Genomic DNA, 19366 nt, shown 5'->3' on the forward strand with positions numbered 1-19366 from the left:
AGAAGGATGAAAAATAAGTTTAAGATCTATTTGATTTCACATTCCCATACAGATATTGGTTATACCGACCGTCAGGAAAAAATTGAACGCTATCATGTTGATTTTATTAAACAAGTTATTGCACTTAATCGTGCAATTGATGATGGGAAACATCCAGAATGGAAAGGCTTCAAATGGACGTGTGAAAATTTTTGGCAGGTAGAAAATTTTTTAAATCATTCAAATGACACTGAAAAAAAAGATTTCTATCATTATGTTGCGACTGGAAGAATTGATGTTTCACTAAACTATTTAAATATGACGGAATTAGTTGATAGCAACATTTTGGAAGAAAAATTGACTAAAGGAGTAGCTTGGGCAAAGAAAATAGGCTTTACGGGTAGATCAGCTATGACTGCTGATGTAAATGGTTATAGCTGGGGGTATTCCACGGCTCTTTATCGGAGCGGCATTAGAAATTTATTTTCCTGTGTACATGGTCATCATGGATTAGCGCCCTTAAGATACCAACAGAGACCATTTAAATGGCAGACACCTGAGGGTGAGGAACTTTTTGTTTGGAACGGTGGACATTATATGTTAGGAAATGAATTCTTGTTAATTCCTAACACACGATTTACTTATCACTTGAAAGATGAGTTTGAGAACCGTACAGACTTGGATCAAAGAGAGATTACTCATGAAAGAATTTACCGGTATGTCAACTCCTTAAAGGCTAGTGGCTATGTCTATGATTATGTTCCTATAATGATTTCAGGAGTATTAACGGATAACGCACCAGCAAATGGTCAATTAATGGAATCCATTCAATGGTGGAATGAAAATTTTGGCACAGAAATTGAATTAGAAATGAAAACTCTGACAGAATTTTTTGAAATAGCCAAAAAAGAAGATGTTCCTGTTTATACGGGTGACTGGAATGACTGGTGGGCAGATGGAGTTGGTTCTACACCTACGGCTACAAAAATTTATAAAGATGCTCAAAGAAAATATCATTTAGTTGATAAGTTAGAGAAACAAACACTAACTGAAAATATAGAGTTACGTGAAAAAGCCCAAGATAATTTAATGATGTATGCGGAACATACTTGGGGGTATTCTTCTTCTATCTCAGAACCGTGGAATACACTGGTTAACGACTTGGAATACCGAAAAACTGGCTATGCAACTCAGGCACATGTTGCTATATCTAAGGCCTTGGACAATCTTCTTGCGGAACAAGGGGAAGTGTCTATTTCACCAAATAGGAAAAAATTGTATAAAATCATTAATCCGCATTTGCGAGAAACCCAAGAGATTGCGACTGTTCTAGTGGAGCATTGGGAAGATATTGAGGGCAGCTATATCAACGCGTTTAACATCAAAAATATCGTAGCAATTGATACGACAACCAATGAAGAATTACCAACACAAGCACAACAAACTGCTAGGGCTACTGAAGTCAAGGTGTTAGTAAAACTTAAAGCTGAGGAGAAAAGAATCATTCAACTGAAATTAGTGGATGAGGCACCTCAATTGTATGATTTAAATCTTATTCGTGGTTCAGAGGGAATTCAAGATATTCAGCTATTGACGAATCAGCCAGTAGCAAATAACTGGAAAATTGAAAATAATATATGGTCAATTGACTTGGATCATACGGAAGGGATAAAGAATATTACTTTAAGAGCGGCTGATCTATCGATTCTTCACTCAGAAAATATCTATGCACCCTTTGTCGGAATTTATGAAAAGACGCCTGTTCGAACGAATCCGGTAGAAGAACGTCGTTTGATGGGAAGAAATCGTAAAGGCATTTTTGTTGAACGGAGTGCTGCTAAACTAAAAAATATGGAAATTATTGAAGATGGTCAGCTGTTCACCGGTCTTCTATTAGATTTTCAATTGTTGGGAACTGAAATTTATTCAGTTTATCTTAAAGTTTACAAGTTGATAGAGCGTATTGATGCAACAATTAGAATCCATAAACAAAGTATCTGGAGTCCAGAAAATATCTATGTATCGTTACCATTTAAATTACCAGATGCCGAGTGTTACGTTGATAAATCTGGTTGTATGATAAGACCTGGAATTGATCAATTACCGGGAACTAATATGGAATTCTATCTTACACAAAATGGAATTACCTATAATAATCAGGGCAAAACACTTATGATTCTATGTCAAGATGCACCATTGGTGACTTTTGGTGAACTTGATGCTCACGAAATAAGGCTGTCGAATGGATGGAGCAATGACAAGAATCAAGAAGTAGCTTATTCGTGGGTAATGAATAATTTCTGGGAGACAAACTTTAAAGCAGATTTAGGAGGATTTTACGAATTTAACTATTCAATTAACTTATTTGATGCAGCATTTGATGTAGCTACAACAAAGGAATTGATGGCAGAGCAATCACAAGGAATTATTGGTGTACCCATTTAAATAAAGGAGGAATATTCATGAAAAAGAAGTATCTGTTAACATTTTTTTTGACCGGAGCATTGTTATTGAGTATTAGTGCATGTGGAAAAGGTTCTGATTCTAGTAAAGAAACTGGCAATGGAGATACGATAGAAATTTTAAATGATAAAGGTGAAGGAACCGGAGCAGCGAAAAGTATTGTTCCGATATTAGAAGAACAATCGGGAGTAAATGTTAAATATGTTAATACACCAGATTTAAGTGCTTATCAAACGAATATTCAACAATCTTTACAAGGAGGTCAGGCTCCGAGCCTGTTTACATGGTGGACTGGTAGCCAACTAAAGGAATTAGTAGCCAATGATTTGATAGAAGATATCTCTGATCAATGGGATGCATATGTTGAGGCAGGGGTCAGTGATCAGATTAAAGATGCTTTGTCTGTAGATGGAAAGATATATGGTGCACCACTGAATATTCTTTACAATGGCATTTATTACAATGCTGAGATTTTTGATAAATATGGTATTAAAGAACCAACAACCTTTGCTGAATTCTTGGACGTTTGTGAGAAGCTAACCCAAAATGGTGAGGTAGCAATTGGACTAGGTAACACATGGCAGTCATTTTGTTGGCCACAGGCGCTAATGGGGAGTCTTGATCCTGATTTATATGATCAATGGACCAGTGGTGAGGTGAAATTTACAGATGATCGTGTAAAGGCAATTTTCTATCAATGGGCAGACATGATTGATAAAGGTTATTTTTCTGATGTAGAACAAGATCAAGTGAAAGATTTTGCTAGCGGAAAAATTGCGATGATGTATCAAGCAACGAATCTTTTGACTAGTTTGAATCAAGAATATGGTATGGTATCTGGGGAAAATATGAAAGTTTTTAATTTACCAACGGAAAAAACAGATACTAAGGGAACGATATTTTATGAAGTGGCGCCGTTAGTTATTGGGAAGAATAGCAATAACAAAGATAATGCAAAAAAAGTTTTGAAAGCGTATTTTTCAACCGATGTACAACAAGAATATGCTGATAAGACAGGAATGTCAGCTACAACAAATGTTTCTTTCAATGATCCGATTAGCAAATTTCTAACTGAGAGTGCTGGCGATGAAGACAATTTTAGCCTAAAACTGCGCTACTATGAACAGTTTACACCAAGCGTTGTTAATTTATCTATTGATGAATACTGGAAGATAGCTGCGAATCCGACAAAAGATCAAGTTGATAAAAGTTTGGAAACGATACAAAAAGCCTGGGAAGACGCTCAATAAATATGGATAAGGCTGTACACAAGAGGATTAAGATAAATAAATAATATCAACCAGCCAAAAAATTAACTAACACAATTTATCTATATTGCATATTATGTTCAGTTATTTATCAAATATTCTGTGTTGCAGCCGTTTTTTGATTGCAAAATTAGGGGGGCGTAGTGACAATGGCACAACGTGAGCAATATGTTAGTAAAAAAAAGAATTTACAGAAATGGATTCCGTACTTCTATATTCTACCAGCCGCTATTTTGGTTACAGTATTTTTTATCGCATCTGCCGTTTTTACTTTGGGACTTAGTTTTACTGAGTGGAACGGATTATCGGAGATAAAATTTGTAGGATTAGCTAATTATTTCCAATTATTTAAAGATGGATATTTTGTACAATCAATGATTAACACATTGATTTGGGTATTTGCTGCTTTGATTATTCCTGTATTAATCCCATTATTTTTAGCGATTATTATTTCTAAAAGTAGATGGGGTACAATTTTTAAAAATTTATTCTATTTGCCAAACGCAGTTTCTCCAACTATCGGAGCATTAATTATGACATCGTTACTTTCTAATTATGGATTACCGAAATTGCTAGAGCTTGCAGGAATGGCACAAAATAATTCCTACTGGCTCGGTATCCCATATGTTAATACCTTTGTAATGATCGGTGCTAGCGTGTGGCAGGGTATCGGAACGAATCTGATACTGCTAATTGTCGGTCTAAACAATATTCCGGCTGAACCTATTGAGGCGGCACAGATAGATGGGGCATCAGGGTTAAAGCTTTATCGAAATGTGGTACTTCCACTTTTGAAACCTACTTTGATAATTGTCATTTTGATGGCATTAATTAATAGTTTTAAAACATTTGATAGTATTTGGCTAATGACCGGGGGAGGTCCATATCGAACATCGGAAACATTAGCAGTAACAATGTATAAAGAAACTTTTATCAATGGAGCATACGGTTATGGTTCTGCTGTGGCTACTGTTCTATCGTTGATTGTGTTATTCATCTCCATTTTTTATTTGAGACGAACATTTAAGGAGGAGCAGTAATGGGAAGATTAAATAAATCGAAAAGTAAATTTTTGAATATTTCCTTATGTATCCTATCCTTTATCTGGATTTTTCCGTTTACCTTTGTTCTGGTAAATGGTGTGAAATCAGGAGCAGAATATAATAAAGGAAATTTCTGGGATATACCGAAAGGCTTCTCTATTGCTAATTCACTAGAATTCATTTCGGAACGGGTATCCTTAAGTGCAGGTGTCGGCAACAGTTTATTATATGGGATAAGCTCCGCAATTTTAGCTATTGTACTTTCAGCATTAGCTGCTTACTCAATTACTAAATTAAAAGTTAAAGGTAGGTTTTTCTGGTTTATTCTGATTTATAGCGGCACAATTTTTCCGTTCCAAATGTATTTAGTACCCGTGTATAAAATGTTTGCACAATTTGGTCTTTATGACACCCAAATTGGAATGATTATTTTCTATACAGCAATTTCAATTCCATTTTGCACATTTGTATTGCGAAACTTTTTTAATGATATTGGTAATGAACAAAGTGAGGCAGCTAGAATAGATGGCGCCACAGATTTTCAAATATTTTATCGAATCTATTTGCCGATGGCTAAGGCACCAATATCCGCTCTCTTTTTATTTCAGTTTTCATTTATTTGGAATGACTTGCTATTTGGTTTAACTTTTAGTAAATCGGCAAATATTCGACCAATTATGACTGTTTTATCACAATTGAATGGACCAAATGGTGCTACAACAAATACACCGGCTGTTCTATTAGCTTGTGCTTTGGCCTCAATTCCTACTGTTTTAATCTATGCATTATTAAATAAAAACTTAGAGACTGGCTTTGTTGTAGGAGGAAAATAGTATTATGAAAAAATTGCATGTTGTTTTCAAAACACACTTAGATATTGGGTTTACTGATCAATCTGAAGCTGTTATTCAGCAGTACATGGAAGACTTTATTCCCCGGGCAGTTAAAATTAGTCAGGAATATCCAGATTTTATATGGACAACGGGATCTTGGCTGATTGACTATTTCTTGAACAACGAACAGATCTCCGAAAATGAAAGAGCAGCCGTTATCCAAGCAATTGAAGCAGGCAATATCTGTTGGCATGGATTACCCTTTACTACTCATACAGAATTGATGGACGAAAAGTTATTTGTCTATGGATTGTCTATTTCTCAAAAACTAGATAAGCGCTTCAATCGAAAGACAATCTCAGCAAAAATGACTGACGTACCGGGTCATACCATTGGAATAGTTCCTAAATTGAAGCAAGTTGGAATTAAATATTTTCATATTGGGGTCAATCCGAGCTCTGCTGTGCCTGAAGTACCAGAAATATTTCTTTGGCAAGCAGGAGACGGCAGCGAAGTGATTGTTCATTATGATGGGAGCTATGGGGGTGATTTTGTCAAGGAGGATTGGGAGGAAGGTCTTTATTTCGCTCATAGTAATGATAATTATGGGCCACCAAGAGATGCGAATGAAGTAAAAGAAATTCTTTCTGAACTGCAGAAAAAATATCCGGGAACAGAAATTGTGATTTCAACTTTAGATAATTTTGCCCAATATGTATGGAAAAAGAAAGCAAGTCTTCCTGTTATATCCGATGAAATTGGGGATAGTTGGATTCATGGGGGTGTTTCCGATCCAGATAAAATGGCTAAATTTAAGCTGCTGCTTGATTTGAGAAATAACTGGCTAGAAGAAGGTTCAATGAAGCTGAATAGCAAAGAATATACGGATTTTTCGGGAGAACTACTTCTAATCCCAGAACATACTTGGGGAGTCAATGCCAATTTGTATTTACCAGATTATAATAATTATTTAATCGAAGATTTTAAACAGGCTCGTAGCAAAAGTATCTTTGATTTTAAAGAAAGCTTTGAATCACTGACCTATAGCCAGCTAATGACCTCTATTAATATGTATGTTAGGAATGGCGAAGCAAATGAGCGAGCTTCTTATGTAGAATATGAAAATTCATGGCTGGAGCAACGGAGATATCTTGATAAAGCAATTGCACATTTATCCCAGATGCATCGTCAGGAAGTGCAGCAAGCTTTTTCTGAAATGTATTTGCCGATGATTTCACAAGCTGATTTATTTAAAGAACGTTTGACTATAGGGAAAATCTATCAGTTTGGCGATTTTGAGGTGGCTTTTGGGGCATCTGGTGCAATAGAGAAGCTTAATTTAAAAGGAAAATGTTTGCTTGCGCTTAACCATAAACTTGGTGAATTATCTTATGAAGCATATGATGCGATAGATTTCCAAAAATACCTTAATCAATATAGTCGTATTAATGAGGACACAGGAAGCTGGGTTTTTGTAGATTTTGCCAAAAGAGGTATAGAAGCGATTCCTGAAATACAGCATCGCTGGTTAAAACCGTATTGTGAGGCAGCTACTATAAAAAAAGATAACAATCAGGTAGCTGTCCACATGTCCTTATCCTTTGAAGAAGGGCCAAGTGCTTTTCATGGATTACCTCAGAAAATAACTCTTCAATATTTATTTAATTTGACAAGAAATGAGTTAACACTGCAATTGCTCGCAAAGGAAAAGAAACGGAATAGAATGCCAGAAAGCTATTGGTTAGAAACAAGTTTAAATGTAGCTAATCCATACAACTGGAAAATGTCTAAACTTGGACAATCTTTATCACCGTACCATGTAATCAGTCGAGGAAATAGAGAGATGCATGCACTAGATCAAACTGCGTTACACTATTCGTCGGCAGATGGAAACTATCAAATGATTTCTAAATATACGCCTCTGCTTTCATTCGGGGAAAGAAAGTTGTTGAATTTCGATAATCAGTGTTCTTCTTTAAATGATGGACTATTTATAAATTTATATAATAATGTTTGGGGGACCAATTTTCCAGCTTGGTATGAAGGGAATCTTCTAGCAGAAGTAACCTTCAAGTTAGCGCCAATAAAAACTTTTGGCTGCTAAAAGATGACAATAGTAAGCTAGATGACGACATGAGATACTCAGGAGCAAAGAATCATTGTGACAGGTATTTACAAACCCAATTTATCTAAAAATCAAAAAATAAGTAAGCGAAGTAGCGGGAACTCGTTAGTTTGCTTACTTTTTTAGTAGAAGAAACGATGTACTTGTTGATAATTTATATGCGACTAATAAGTAATCGTTGCAAAGCGCAGTAGCCTGATAGTTCGGCAAAGAAATGAACTTGATTTTTCTATTTACCCGCAGACCTATCTTTTTTGTTTCGACGAGATAAGAAAGTCTTCCTTTAGACGGGGGAATTCTTTCTTGAAACATTTCCTAAATGGCGAAAAATCAGTATAATAGGAGAGTGTCGAATAAAAATCAAAGGACTGTGATTCATGGATAACCAGTTGACAACAGAACTAAAAGAAAAGTTCGGCATCGTTTTTCACGATGTCAATTTATTGGAACAAGCCTTTACCCATTCATCTTATGTGAATGAGCATCGTCATTTGCAATTGTCAGATAACGAACGTTTAGAATTTTTAGGCGACGCAGTATTGGAATTATTGGTTTCGCAATATCTTTATCGCGAATTGCCGCTGCCGGAAGGAAAGTTGACAAAATTACGGGCAGCCATCGTTCGGGAAGAAAGTTTGTCGCAATTTGCGCGGGAATGCAATTTTGATTCGTATATCAAATTAGGCAAGGGAGAAGAAATTTCCGGTGGGCGCACACGTCCTTCCTTGTTATGTGATTTATTTGAATCTTTTCTAGGTGCATTGTACTTGGATCAAGATTTGGAAACCGTAAAAAAATTCCTGGAAGTCGTAGTTTTTCCTAAAGTTCAAGCAGGTGCTTTTTCACATGAGATGGATTACAAAACGCGGTTGCAAGAAGTTCTTCAAAAATCAGGGGATGTCGTGATTGATTATCGTTTAATCAAAGAAGATGGTCCTGCTCACGAACGAATTTTTGGGACAGAAGTTTATTGTGACGGAAAATTAATTGGTCAAGGCCAAGGAAAATCAAAGAAATTAGCGGAACAAGATGCTGCAGCAAACGCTCTGGCACATCTTGGGTAAGGAAAGGAGCAGGAAGCTTTCGTGTATTTAAAGCGAATTGAAATTGCCGGATTCAAATCTTTTGCGGATCGAACAGCCATTGATTTTGAAAATAGTGTTACAGCCGTCGTCGGTCCGAATGGTAGCGGAAAAAGCAATATCACGGAAGCGATTCGCTGGGTTTTAGGAGAGCAATCTGCTAAAAGTTTACGGGGAGGAAAAATGCCGGATATTATTTTTGCTGGCTCCGATTCCCGTAAGCCGCTGAATTTTGCGGAAGTGACTGTCATTTTAGATAATAGTGATCACTATTTGCCGATGGATTATACGGAGATCAGCGTGACCCGCCGATTACGCCGAACGGGAGAAAGTGATTTTTTTATCAACAAACAAAGCTGCCGGTTAAAGGATATCCAAGATTTATTTATGGATTCAGGATTGGGCAAGGAATCCTTTTCGATTATTTCACAAGGAAAGGTCGAAGCAATTTTCAGCAGCAAACCAGAGGATCGGCGGGGAATTTTTGAAGAAGCCGCCGGAGTCTTGAAATATAAGCAACGAAAGAAAAAAGCGGAACAGAAGTTGTTTGAAACCGAAGACAATCTTAGTCGGGTGCAAGACATCATCTATGAGCTGGAAGAACAACTGGCACCGTTGGCAGAACAAAGCCGCTCAGCCAAGGAATTTCTGCGTTTAAAAGCAGCACTGACGAAGGTAGATGTTGCCTTTACGGTAACAGAAATCAAGGAAAGCAAGGCAGACTGGGAGCAGGCAACTGAGGCGCTAGCAACAGTGGATCAAGAGCTTGACCATCTTGCCGCTGTTTTGAAAACGGGGGAAGAACAGGTTCAAGTACAGCGACGGAAACGGACACAATTGGACGAATGGTTAGAGGAAGCCAATCAGCAGTTACTGCATTTAACCGAAGCATTAAAACAAGCAGAGGGACAGCGGGAAGTTCTCCTTGAACGGTCAAAGCATACACAAAAGAGTTCACAGGAATACCAAACCGCTTTGGCGGAAAATCAAGAGCGCTTTGACCAACTGTCTGAAAGCAAGACGACCTTAATCCATCAGATGTCGGAAAAAAATCGGGAATTTCAGTTACTAGAAGAACAAACGTTGCAGATGCAAACGGAATTTGAGAAGTATCAGAAATCGACGAAGGAAGTCATCGAAGAATTACGCGGGCAGTATGTAGAAAAAATGCAGGAACATGCGAATGTCGGTAATGAATTGAAGCATTTAGAACGACAATATTTGCAAGAAACTGCGAAAAATCAGCAGGCGGTAAAAAAACAAGAACAACTGACGGCAACAATCGAAGAATTCCGTCAACAACAGCAACAAACACAGACCGCATTGCAGTCGGCGAAACAAACCCTGAAGGAGCAGCGCAGTCGATACCTTCAACTACAGGAGGCTGCTAAACAGTCTCAACAGCAATTTGCTGAGGAACAAAAAAAGATGTATCAGCTGATGAGCCAGTTACAACAGGCACGGGGGAAACAAAAGAGCCTGCAGGAGATTCAGGAAAGTTATGCAGGCTTTTATCAAGGTGTTCGCTACGTTCTGAAACATAAAGAACAACTTACTGGAATCGTGGGGGCGGTCGCGGAATTGATTGAGGTACCCACTGCGTATACCACAGCCATCGAAACGGCACTGGGTGGTGCGGCACAGCATATCGTTGTTGAAAAAGAAGCGGATGCCCGTAACGGAATCACGTTTTTAAAACAGCAACGGGGGGGTCGAGCGACCTTTTTACCGATGACGACGATTCAATCTCGTAAAGTTTCTGCGGCAGTGGAAAATCAAGCTGCCAGTGTCGCCGGTTATCTGGGGGTTGCCAGTGACTTGGTGCAGGTGTCGGATGAACTGCGAAAAATCTGCGAAAATTTGTTGGGGAGTGTACTGATTGCCGAAGATTTAGCCAGTGCAAATGCTTTGGCAAGAGCTGTTCATTATCGCTATCGGGTGGTGTCTTTGGAAGGAGACGTCATGAATGCCGGCGGGTCGATGACCGGGGGAACCAATAAAAAAGGGCAGAGCAGTTTATTTACCCAAACCAACGAATTGCAGCTTTTGATCGAGCAGGTCGCTAGTTTTGAACAACGACTGCAAACGACAGAAAAACAAGTGCAGCGTTTTGAAAAAAAAGCCAAGGAAAACCAAACTCAGGTGGAAGTTTTGCGGACGACAGGTGAAACGGCCCGTCTGAAGGAACAAGAACTGGAAAATCAAGTGCAAAACGTGACCCATGAATTGGCACGACTGGAAAAAGAACAAGCGGCATTTGCGTTTGAAAATCGTGAAATCCAGCTCTTTTTAGCCGAATATGAGGAACAAAAGACTGATTATCTGCAACGGCAAAAAGAAGTAGAAGCACAGCGCGAAGCCATCAATCAAGAAATCCAGCAGCTTAGTGCGCAAGAAGATCTGATTGAAGAAAAACGATTGGAAACCAGTCAAAAATTAGCCAAACTACGTGCTGAAATGGCAGTTGCTAAAGAACAGATTGCTCATCTTCGCCAACAGTTGGAAAGCAACGAGGAACGTCTTGGGGAAACCGAACAGCGGGAGAAAGTCTTAAAAAGTCAACTGGAAGCCTTGACGATGGATGTTTCCAGTCATGAAGTGACGGAAGAATCGCTGGACAAACAAGTCCAATCCCTTCGAGAAAAAAGGGACGAAATTCAAACAGAACTGACGCAACGGCAACAAGACCGGCGATTGATTCAAGTGAAAATCAGCGAGACAGACGAAAAAATTAGTCAACAACATCAACTGCAAAAGCAACTTTTGTCACAAAAAACGCAGGCGGAAGTGAAGAAAAGCCGTTCCGATGTTTTATTGGACAATCTGCTGCATTATTTACAAGAGGAATACAGTTTGACCTTTGAAGCTGCAGCTGCTGCCTATCCAAGCTATTCTTTAGCGGAAAAAGCAAGCATCAAACAGGACATTAAACAATTAAAACAGGAAATCGAAGGGTTGGGACCAGTCAATCTCAACGCCATTGAGCAGTATCAGCAGGTTGCCGAACGTCATGAATTTTTGACCAGTCAGCGGGACGATCTCGTAGCGGCAAAGGATCAATTGTTTGATACGATGTCGGAAATGGATGAGGAAGTTAAAATCCGCTTTGCAGAGGTTTTTGCTGGTATTCGTCAAAAGTTCAAGGAAGTTTTTCCCAATATGTTTGGCGGCGGTCGGGCAGAGCTGTTGTTGACTGATCCGACTGATTTGTTGAATACCGGTATTGAGATTGAAGCTCAGCCTCCAGGGAAAAAATTGCAGAATTTAAGTCTGCTTTCCGGTGGCGAACGAGCGTTGACGGCAATTGCTTTGCTGTTTTCAATTATTCAGGTACGTCCAGTTCCGTTTTGTGTCTTGGATGAAGTGGAAGCGGCACTGGATGAGGCCAATGTCAATCGGTTTGGTCGCTACCTCAGTGAGTTTCAAAATGACACGCAGTTTATCGTGGTAACTCACCGTAAAGGAACGATGGAAGCTGCAAATGTGTTGTACGGAGTGACGATGCAAGAGTCTGGGGTTTCCCGGATCGTTTCGGTTCGGTTGGAAGAAGTCAATGAAGGCGGAAAAATCCAGCAAAAGGGAGTAAGTTAATTGATTAAATTGATCGCTATCGATTTAGATGGCACTTTATTGAATAATGAGAAAAAAATATCGGAAAAAAATCGGCGAATCTTGGCCCAAGCTAAAGCGCGGGGAATCAAGGTCGTGATTTGTACCGGACGGCCATTGCGGGCGATTCGTCCTTATTTGGAAGAATTGAATTTAAAGGATGCCGGAGATTACAGCATCACCTTTAACGGTGGGCTTGTCCAAAAAAATGATACTGGTGAAGTAATGGAAAAAGCGGCACTGCAACTAGCAGATGTGCAGCATTTAATCACTTTAGCAGAAAAATTGGATCTGTCTTTGGATGTGTTGTCGGATGAAATCGTCTTGAATTTGCCGACATCCACCAACCATCCATCGATTTACGGTTCACTGAATCCGTTGTTGGATTGTCGTCCGTGTGAAATCGCCGATTTAACGGAAAATCGACTGTACAACAAAGCAGTCATTGCCTATCACCAAGAATTTTTAGATGAACAGATCAAAAAAATTCCGGCAGCTTTTCGGGAAGCCTATGAAATCATCAAAACCCGGAACAATTTGTTGGAATTCATGCCAAAGGGAATCACCAAAGCCTATGGAATTGCTTTGTTGGCAAAAGATTTGGGCATTCAACAAGCCGAAGTAATGGCGATTGGGGATGAAGAAAATGACTTGCCGATGATCCAGTATGCCGGCATCGGAGTGGCAATGGATAATGCGGTGCCAATCGTGAAAGAAGCAGCAACAATCGTCACAGCTTCCAACGAAGCCGACGGAGTTGCTTTAGCTATTGAAAATTATGTACTGAATAAAGCAGAAGAAATTTTATCCTAAAATAGGAGGGGTCTCATGGGATTTTTTGACAAGATCAAAAAAGCTTTTACCGGCGAAACGACAGAATCGGTGGAAGAGCAAGATGCGGTTCAGGAAAAATACGACAAAGGACTGGAAAAAAGCCGAAAAACCTTTGGCGAACGAATGAATGAACTGTTTGCCAATTTTCGGACAGTCGATGAGGATTTTTTTGAAGAATTAGAAGAGACGTTGATTGGTGCGGATGTCGGTTTTGAGACAGCCATCAAAATCAGCGAATCATTGCGGCAGGAAGTCAAGTTGCGGAATGCGAAGAAGCCGGGAGAAATCCAAAATGCAATCATTGAAAAACTGGTTGATTTGTATGAAGCAGAAGGTGTGAATGAAGTAAACGACCTGAATCTGCAGCCAGAAGGATTGACAGTCATGCTGTTTGTTGGTGTCAATGGCGTAGGGAAAACGACCAGCATCGGGAAATTGGCCCATCAATACAAGCAGGAAGGCAAAAAAGTGTTGCTGGCAGCAGCCGATACGTTTCGTGCCGGTGCGATCGATCAGCTGGTGGTCTGGGGAGAACGGGCCGATGTAGAAGTTGTCCGTGGAAAAGCCGGCGGTGATCCGGCAGCCGTTGTTTTTGACGCAATCAAAAAAGCTCAGGCACAGCAGGCGGATGTTTTGCTGGTAGATACAGCGGGACGTTTGCAAAACAAAATCAATCTGATGAATGAACTAGAAAAAATCAAACGGGTGATCCAACGGGAAATTCCGGAAGCCCCCCATGAAGTTTTGCTAGTGTTAGACGCCACCACGGGACAAAATGCGATGGTTCAAGCAAAGCAGTTTAAAGAAACCACCGATGTTACTGGACTGGTTTTGACTAAATTGGACGGAACCGCAAAAGGCGGCATCGTGTTGGCGATTCGTAACGAATTGCATCTGCCGGTCAAATTAGTTGGTCTGGGAGAAGGAATCGACGATTTAGAACCTTTTGATCCCAATGAATTTGTCGTTGGGCTGTTTAAAGGATTGTTGCAAGACGAATAAGCAGGACACTTTCTTTTCCAAGACGATTTTTCGTTGTTTGGAGAAGGAGGTGTTTTTTCATACCATTGCTTTTTCTATCAAAACACTGGGTTGCTCCTTTTTATTTTATGGTAGAATGGGAACAACTTAGATAAAAAAATCTTGAGCAATTCCGTTTTGTTTCTCGTTTTTTTCCTCTATACTGTGAGGGAATGTTCCCTTTGCACAGAAAAAATGAGCAGCGGTGAGCAAAAGAAGTCAGCGAAGGATGCAAATATATGAATTATCAACAACTATTAAAAAATGAATTCGTCCAACCCTACCTGCTGCAAGCACGGTTTGGTGTAGAAAAGGAAAGTCAGCGAATCGATCTAGAGGGAAATTTGGCAACGACCGACCATCCGCAAATCTTGGGTAATCGTTCGTATCACCCGTATATCCAAACTGATTTTGCTGAAACACAAATGGAGCTGATTACTCCGGTCGCTACGTCTTCCAGCGAATTGATGCGCTGGTTGGCAGCAATCCATGATGTCGCCTATCGTTCTATGTCTGAGATGCTTTGGCCTTTGAGTATGCCGCCAGCATTGCCGGAAAAAGAAGAAGCAATTATTTTGGCAAAACTGGATGCTTTTGAAGACGTGCTGTATCGCCGATATCTGGCAAAAGAATATGGTCGGCGCAAGCAAATGGTCAGCGGCATCCACTTCAATTTTGAATTTGCCGAAAAGCTGATTATGGCGCTTTTTGACCAGCAGACAGAAATCAGCGAATGTGAAGCGTTTAAGACGGAGTTGTATTTACGGGTAACCCGTAATTATTTGCGTTATCGTTGGCTGATTACTTATTTATACGGCGCATCGCCGGTAAGTGAAGCCCGTTATTTCCTAAAGGATGGTCCCAAAGAACCTGTTCGCAGTATTCGCAGCAGTGAGTATGGGTATACCAATCATGAGAATGTACAAGTTTCTTATAGTAGTTTGCCGACCTATTTAGAAAATATTGCGCAAATGGTGGAAGAAGGCAAACTTTCGGAGGAAAAAGAATTTTATGCACCGGTTCGTTTGCGTGGGGGAAAAAAAGTTGCCGATTTGAAAGAGACCGGTATTCGCTATATTGAATTGCGAAACATCGACCTAAATCCCTTTGCCCCTTATGGAATCGATCAGGAGCAGGTAGATTTTCTACACATTTTTATGCTTTTCATGTTGTGGAAGGAAGAAGAAAAAACTGCCGATGAATGGGTTGCAGAAGGCAATGAAAGAAATAATCGCGTCGCATTGGAACATCCCGCTTCGGCGACTGAATATTTGGCAGAAGGGCAACAGATTCTTTCTGAGATGAAACAAATGGCAGCGGCACTGCATTTACCGTTGAAGGCTGATTTTTTCCAATTTATGGAGGAAGCCCTGCAAGACCCTAGTCAAACACTGGCGGCAGCTTTGTACCATGCCAGCCAAGAAACATCACAAACGGCAGTAGCCACCGCTTTAGCAAAGCAAAACCATGAAAATGCCTGGAAAAAACCTTATCAGCTGGCAGGATTTCGACAAATGGAATTGTCTACACAAATTTTTATGTTTGATGGGATTCAAAAGGGAGTTCTCGTGGAAGTTTTAGACGAACAGGATCAATTTTTGAAGTTGCAGTTTGCCGAGCATGTGGAATATGTCAAAAATGCCAATATGACTAGCAAGGATCGCTATGTCGTTCCATTGATGATGGCTAATAAAACGGTGACGAAAAAAGTGTTGGCACAAGCCGGTTTTCGAGTGCCGGAGGGAGAAGAGTTCACGGAGAAGCAAGAAGCTTTGCGGGCCTATCCCCGTTTTGCCAAGCAAGGGATCGTAGTGAAGCCAAAATCGACGAATTACGGTTTGGGAATTTCGATTTTCAAAGACGGAGTCAGTGAAGAAGATTATGAAACGGCGGTTGCGATTGCTTTTGCGGAAGACCGCGCAATTTTAGTGGAGGAATTTTTGCCGGGAACAGAGTATCGTTTCTTTGTTTTAGATGGCAAAGTTCAGGGAATTATGCTGCGGGTACCCGCCAATATTGTGGGGGACGGTAAGCAAACCATCGCGGAATTGGTGGCAGAAAAAAATCGGGATCCATTGCGGGGGACGAATCACCGGGCACCGCTGGAATTAATCAAATTAGGAGAAGTCGAGAAGCTGATGTTAAAAGCGCAAGGCTACACCCCAGAGAGCATACCGGAAAAAGAGGTCGTGGTCTATCTGCGGGAAAACTCCAATGTTTCTACGGGTGGAGATTCCATCGATGTCACCGACGAATTTTCTAACGATTACAAACAAATCGCTGTAGCCGCCGTCAACGCATTGGGGGCGAAAATCAGTGGTATCGACCTAGTGATCCCGGATAAAACCCATCCAGCAAATGAAAAGCAGGCTTACGGAATTATCGAAGCCAACTTTAATCCGGCGATGCATATGCACGTGTATCCTTATGCCGGTAAAGGACAACGGTTAACGCTGAAGGTTCTGAATTTTCTCTTTCCAGAAATAAATTAAAAAAAATCCTTTGTTAGGCGCCATTTCCAACCGGCGACTGACAAAGGATTTTTTTAAAATTCAAAACTTTTGATTTCAATGGTTTGCTTGGTTTCTTCCACTTCCAGACCAGTCAAGGATTCCCACCACTGCTTCATTTCTTTTTCATAAGTAGTTGGAAAATCATTGACGATCGCCAATAGACTTTTATGATTCAGCTGGGCGTAAGAAAAATTCAAAGCAAGGTTGTATTTCAGCTCCGTCAACAAGCTGTAATATTGAAACATCAGGTAATTCATTTCTTCCGGGTCTTCTTCTTGCAAAACTTTTGGTGCGCGGTCAAGCATGAAACCGAAGCTGCGCATCATGAAAGTAATTCCGTCCAAATGCTCTGAATCGATAGTAGAAACGTCTTTCAAAATATCAATGTGAGTATCAAGCGCTTTCAACAATTCTTCTTTTAAAACCGTATAGCTGGGCATACAAATTCCTCCTGACATTAGTGAAACAATTTTTTCCAAAAACTTTCTTTGTCGGGGTCTTCCGGCTCCGTTTCCTTCACGGGTTCTTCTGGATATTTTTTCTCCACATCGATCTCTGGTTCATTGACCGCTTCTTTGGCGGTGAGCAGCAAACCGAAAGAGTCGGGCTTGTTGTCCACGTCATTGACGATCGTAAACTTGGCTTGATGTTTGGTTGCTAATTGGATGTATTCTCCTTGTAGAGTAGCCGGGAGCTGTCCATTTAAAAGAATCGTGACATCTTGGTGTTTGTCCAATTCAAGCACCAATTTTTCTTGGTTTGTTTTCTTTTTCATTTCGGCGATGGTCATGCTAAGGTAGCAGCGTTCACGAAAAGTTCCCATGTATTTGTGCTGTTCTTCGGGTTTGACTAAAGGTGCGCCATACCGTCCCTTATCTAAATGCTGTTGCAACTGATCTTCAGCCATTTTCTTCCCCCTCTCATTCAGATACTTTATTATACCATGATTTCCATCGGAGTTTAATGACAGAAATAAGGGATGAGACGTGAGTTTTTTTCTGCTTTCAGTATAATGAAAGAAAAAGCCAAGAAGGAGATTTTCTTTTATGCAGCTATTTATCAACGGCAAAATTTATCAAGAAGAAGGTTTTGTTTCAGCGATGATGGTGGGAAACGGGAAAGTGATCTGGCTGGGAAATCAGCCGGAAGCTGCGGCAGATGAAGTCATTGATTTGCAAGGAAAAACGGTTTTACCGAGTTTTTGGGATATCCACACGCACCCCCTTTGGCTCAGTGAAACCTTAAACGGGGTAGCATGCACACCGCCGAATGTGACTAGTATCAAGGCAATGATCGCTGCCTTAAAAGAGGCTTCCCCCAATCAAAGTGGCTGGATTGAAGGCTGGGGATATGACGAATCAAAATTAGCCGAAGGACGTACGCCAACTCGCCACGATTTGGATCAAGTCTCCTTGACACAGCCGGTCTATGTGATGCGTTCTGACTGCCATTCTTGTGTCGTCAATTCTGCAGCATTGCAGTTGGCGGGAATCACACAGGAAACACCGGAGCCGATTGGAGGCAAGATTGGGCGGTTTTCGGACGGCACGCCCAATGGGGTCATGATTGAAAATGGTGCTAGTCAATTGATCAAAAAAGTCAAAAATCAGGAGACGTTTGAGGCGGCAGTTGCTCGTACCTTACAGTTGGGCAGCCATTACCGGCAGCGAGGAATTGGTGTGATTTCCGATATGATCAGTTTACGCCAGCCGTTTGATTACGGTGAGATTTATAGTGAGGCGTGTCGTCAAGGCCTGCCACAAACAGTTTATTTGTATTATTCCTGGGATGAGGTGAAAAACGGCAACCTGCCGCAAGCTACCCATCCGCAGGTTCATGTGGCAGGAATCAAACTTTTTATGGACGGCACGATTTCCAACCAAACTGCCCATATGAAGGAACCCTTTAAAAATTCAGAAACGACTGGTTTTACCATCAACACGCAGGAAGATTTACTTAATGCCTATGATTTTGCCAAAGCCAATCATTGCCAAATTGCGATTCATGCGATGGGAGATGCTTCTCTTCAGTTGATTTTAGATACGTTAGGAAAAAAAGAACCTTGGCTTGCGATTCCTTCCGTTCGAATTGAACATGCCACGCTATTATCCGATGAACTATTGGCAGCATTTGCCAACGCAAAAATGAATTTTGCCTTTGTCACACAAATTATTTTTTTGTATGCAGAATATGCGTCTTATTCTCAAAACTTAGACACCAAACGGTTGCGGGAAACGTATCGGTTAAAGAGTATGAAAAAAAGCGGCATTCCAACCGCACTTTCTTCCGATGCTCCGGCAACTGCATGGCTGGCGCCGGATGATGTATTGACGAGTTTAACCGCGGCAGTGACCCGCAAAGGAGCAAAGGGTGAAGACTTAAATCAGGAGGAGCGTCTCTCTTTACGAGAAGCTCTGGGACTTTATACAACGGCTGCGGCAGCAATTGTTCCGACAACGGCCACTGGAAAACTGACAGTCGGACAATCGGCGGATTTCATTGTCTTATCCGAAGATATTTTTGAAGAAACGGCGGAAAAATGGCCGGCTCTGACAGTCGAGGCATTGTATTTACAAGGAAAGCAGGTGTGAAAATTT

Annotated in this window: 13 protein-coding genes; 11 read left to right on the forward strand and 2 right to left on the reverse strand. The window is 40.6% G+C overall.

All coding sequences use genetic code 11. The features are described from left to right. Positions 1-6 precede the first annotated feature (6 nt). From BAU16_RS10970 to gshAB, 10 genes are all read left to right on the forward strand, one after another. Entirely contained in the window at positions 7-2424 is a 2418-nt protein-coding gene (locus BAU16_RS10970) for a glycosyl hydrolase (RefSeq protein ID WP_161527080.1), read from the forward strand. A 17-nt stretch (positions 2425-2441) separates the two neighbouring features. Continuing rightward, positions 2442-3692, forward strand: a complete 1251-nt coding sequence (locus BAU16_RS10975; RefSeq protein ID WP_161527081.1) for an ABC transporter substrate-binding protein — start codon at positions 2442-2444, stop codon at positions 3690-3692. A 167-nt stretch (positions 3693-3859) separates the two neighbouring features. After that, positions 3860-4750 (forward strand): carbohydrate ABC transporter permease, encoded by an 891-nt coding sequence (locus BAU16_RS10980; RefSeq protein WP_161527082.1) that lies wholly within the window; start codon positions 3860-3862, stop codon positions 4748-4750. Further along, positions 4750-5586, forward strand: coding sequence for a carbohydrate ABC transporter permease (locus BAU16_RS10985; protein WP_161527083.1), 837 nt, complete (start codon positions 4750-4752; stop codon positions 5584-5586). The genes BAU16_RS10980 and BAU16_RS10985 overlap by 1 nt, the downstream gene beginning before the upstream one ends. A 4-nt stretch (positions 5587-5590) precedes the next feature. Then, a complete protein-coding gene (locus BAU16_RS10990; RefSeq protein WP_161527084.1) occupies positions 5591-7690 on the forward strand; it encodes a DUF5054 domain-containing protein in 2100 nt (699 codons plus the stop codon). A 398-nt stretch (positions 7691-8088) separates the two neighbouring features. Then, on the forward strand, positions 8089-8775 hold the full coding sequence (rnc, locus tag BAU16_RS10995; RefSeq protein WP_048604536.1) for a ribonuclease III: 687 nt from the start codon (positions 8089-8091) through the stop codon (positions 8773-8775). A 21-nt stretch (positions 8776-8796) separates the two neighbouring features. Continuing rightward, positions 8797-12384, forward strand: coding sequence for a chromosome segregation protein SMC (gene smc / locus BAU16_RS11000; protein WP_161527085.1), 3588 nt, complete (start codon positions 8797-8799; stop codon positions 12382-12384). Continuing rightward, positions 12385-13215, forward strand: coding sequence for a Cof-type HAD-IIB family hydrolase (locus tag BAU16_RS11005; RefSeq protein WP_048604534.1), 831 nt, complete (start codon positions 12385-12387; stop codon positions 13213-13215). 15 nt (positions 13216-13230) lie between these two features. Further along, positions 13231-14238, forward strand: a complete 1008-nt coding sequence (gene ftsY, locus BAU16_RS11010; protein ID WP_048604533.1) for a signal recognition particle-docking protein FtsY — start codon at positions 13231-13233, stop codon at positions 14236-14238. A 257-nt stretch (positions 14239-14495) separates the two neighbouring features. After that, entirely contained in the window at positions 14496-16748 is a 2253-nt protein-coding gene (gene gshAB / locus BAU16_RS11015) for a bifunctional glutamate--cysteine ligase GshA/glutathione synthetase GshB (RefSeq protein ID WP_161527086.1), read from the forward strand. Positions 16749-16801: 53 nt separating this feature from the next. Here gshAB and BAU16_RS11020 read toward each other — a convergent pair whose 3' ends face one another. Further along, entirely contained in the window at positions 16802-17209 is a 408-nt protein-coding gene (locus tag BAU16_RS11020; RefSeq protein ID WP_048604531.1) for a hypothetical protein, read from the reverse strand. A 17-nt stretch (positions 17210-17226) separates the two neighbouring features. After that, the gene (locus tag BAU16_RS11025; protein WP_048604530.1) at positions 17227-17676 is read right to left on the reverse strand and encodes a YueI family protein; all 450 of its coding nucleotides are present in this window, start codon (positions 17674-17676) and stop codon (positions 17227-17229) included. Positions 17677-17815: 139 nt separating this feature from the next. On the opposite strand from BAU16_RS11025, the gene BAU16_RS11030 reads away from it, so the two are divergent. Next, on the forward strand, positions 17816-19360 hold the full coding sequence (locus BAU16_RS11030; protein ID WP_161527087.1) for an amidohydrolase: 1545 nt from the start codon (positions 17816-17818) through the stop codon (positions 19358-19360). Positions 19361-19366: the final 6 nt, after the last annotated feature.

This window comes from Enterococcus sp. JM9B (assembly GCF_009933265.1).
Taxonomy (GTDB): domain Bacteria; phylum Bacillota; class Bacilli; order Lactobacillales; family Enterococcaceae; genus Enterococcus_C; species Enterococcus_C songbeiensis.

Excerpts from the sequence above, each read along its gene's own strand:
- gshAB (WP_161527086.1), top strand. The coding sequence starts at position 14,496 with ATGAATTATCAACAACTATTAAAAAATGAATTCGTCCAACCCTACCTG.
- BAU16_RS10975 (WP_161527081.1), top strand. The coding sequence starts at position 2,442 with ATGAAAAAGAAGTATCTGTTAACATTTTTTTTGACCGGAGCATTGTTA.
- BAU16_RS10970 (WP_161527080.1), top strand. The coding sequence starts at position 7 with ATGAAAAATAAGTTTAAGATCTATTTGATTTCACATTCCCATACAGAT.
- ftsY (WP_048604533.1), top strand. The coding sequence starts at position 13,231 with ATGGGATTTTTTGACAAGATCAAAAAAGCTTTTACCGGCGAAACGACA.
- BAU16_RS11030 (WP_161527087.1), top strand. The coding sequence starts at position 17,816 with ATGCAGCTATTTATCAACGGCAAAATTTATCAAGAAGAAGGTTTTGTT.
- BAU16_RS11025 (WP_048604530.1), bottom strand. The coding sequence starts at position 17,676 with ATGGCTGAAGATCAGTTGCAACAGCATTTAGATAAGGGACGGTATGGC.
- BAU16_RS10980 (WP_161527082.1), top strand. The coding sequence starts at position 3,860 with ATGGCACAACGTGAGCAATATGTTAGTAAAAAAAAGAATTTACAGAAA.
- rnc (WP_048604536.1), top strand. The coding sequence starts at position 8,089 with ATGGATAACCAGTTGACAACAGAACTAAAAGAAAAGTTCGGCATCGTT.
- BAU16_RS10985 (WP_161527083.1), top strand. The coding sequence starts at position 4,750 with ATGGGAAGATTAAATAAATCGAAAAGTAAATTTTTGAATATTTCCTTA.
- BAU16_RS11020 (WP_048604531.1), bottom strand. The coding sequence starts at position 17,209 with ATGCCCAGCTATACGGTTTTAAAAGAAGAATTGTTGAAAGCGCTTGAT.
- BAU16_RS10990 (WP_161527084.1), top strand. The coding sequence starts at position 5,591 with ATGAAAAAATTGCATGTTGTTTTCAAAACACACTTAGATATTGGGTTT.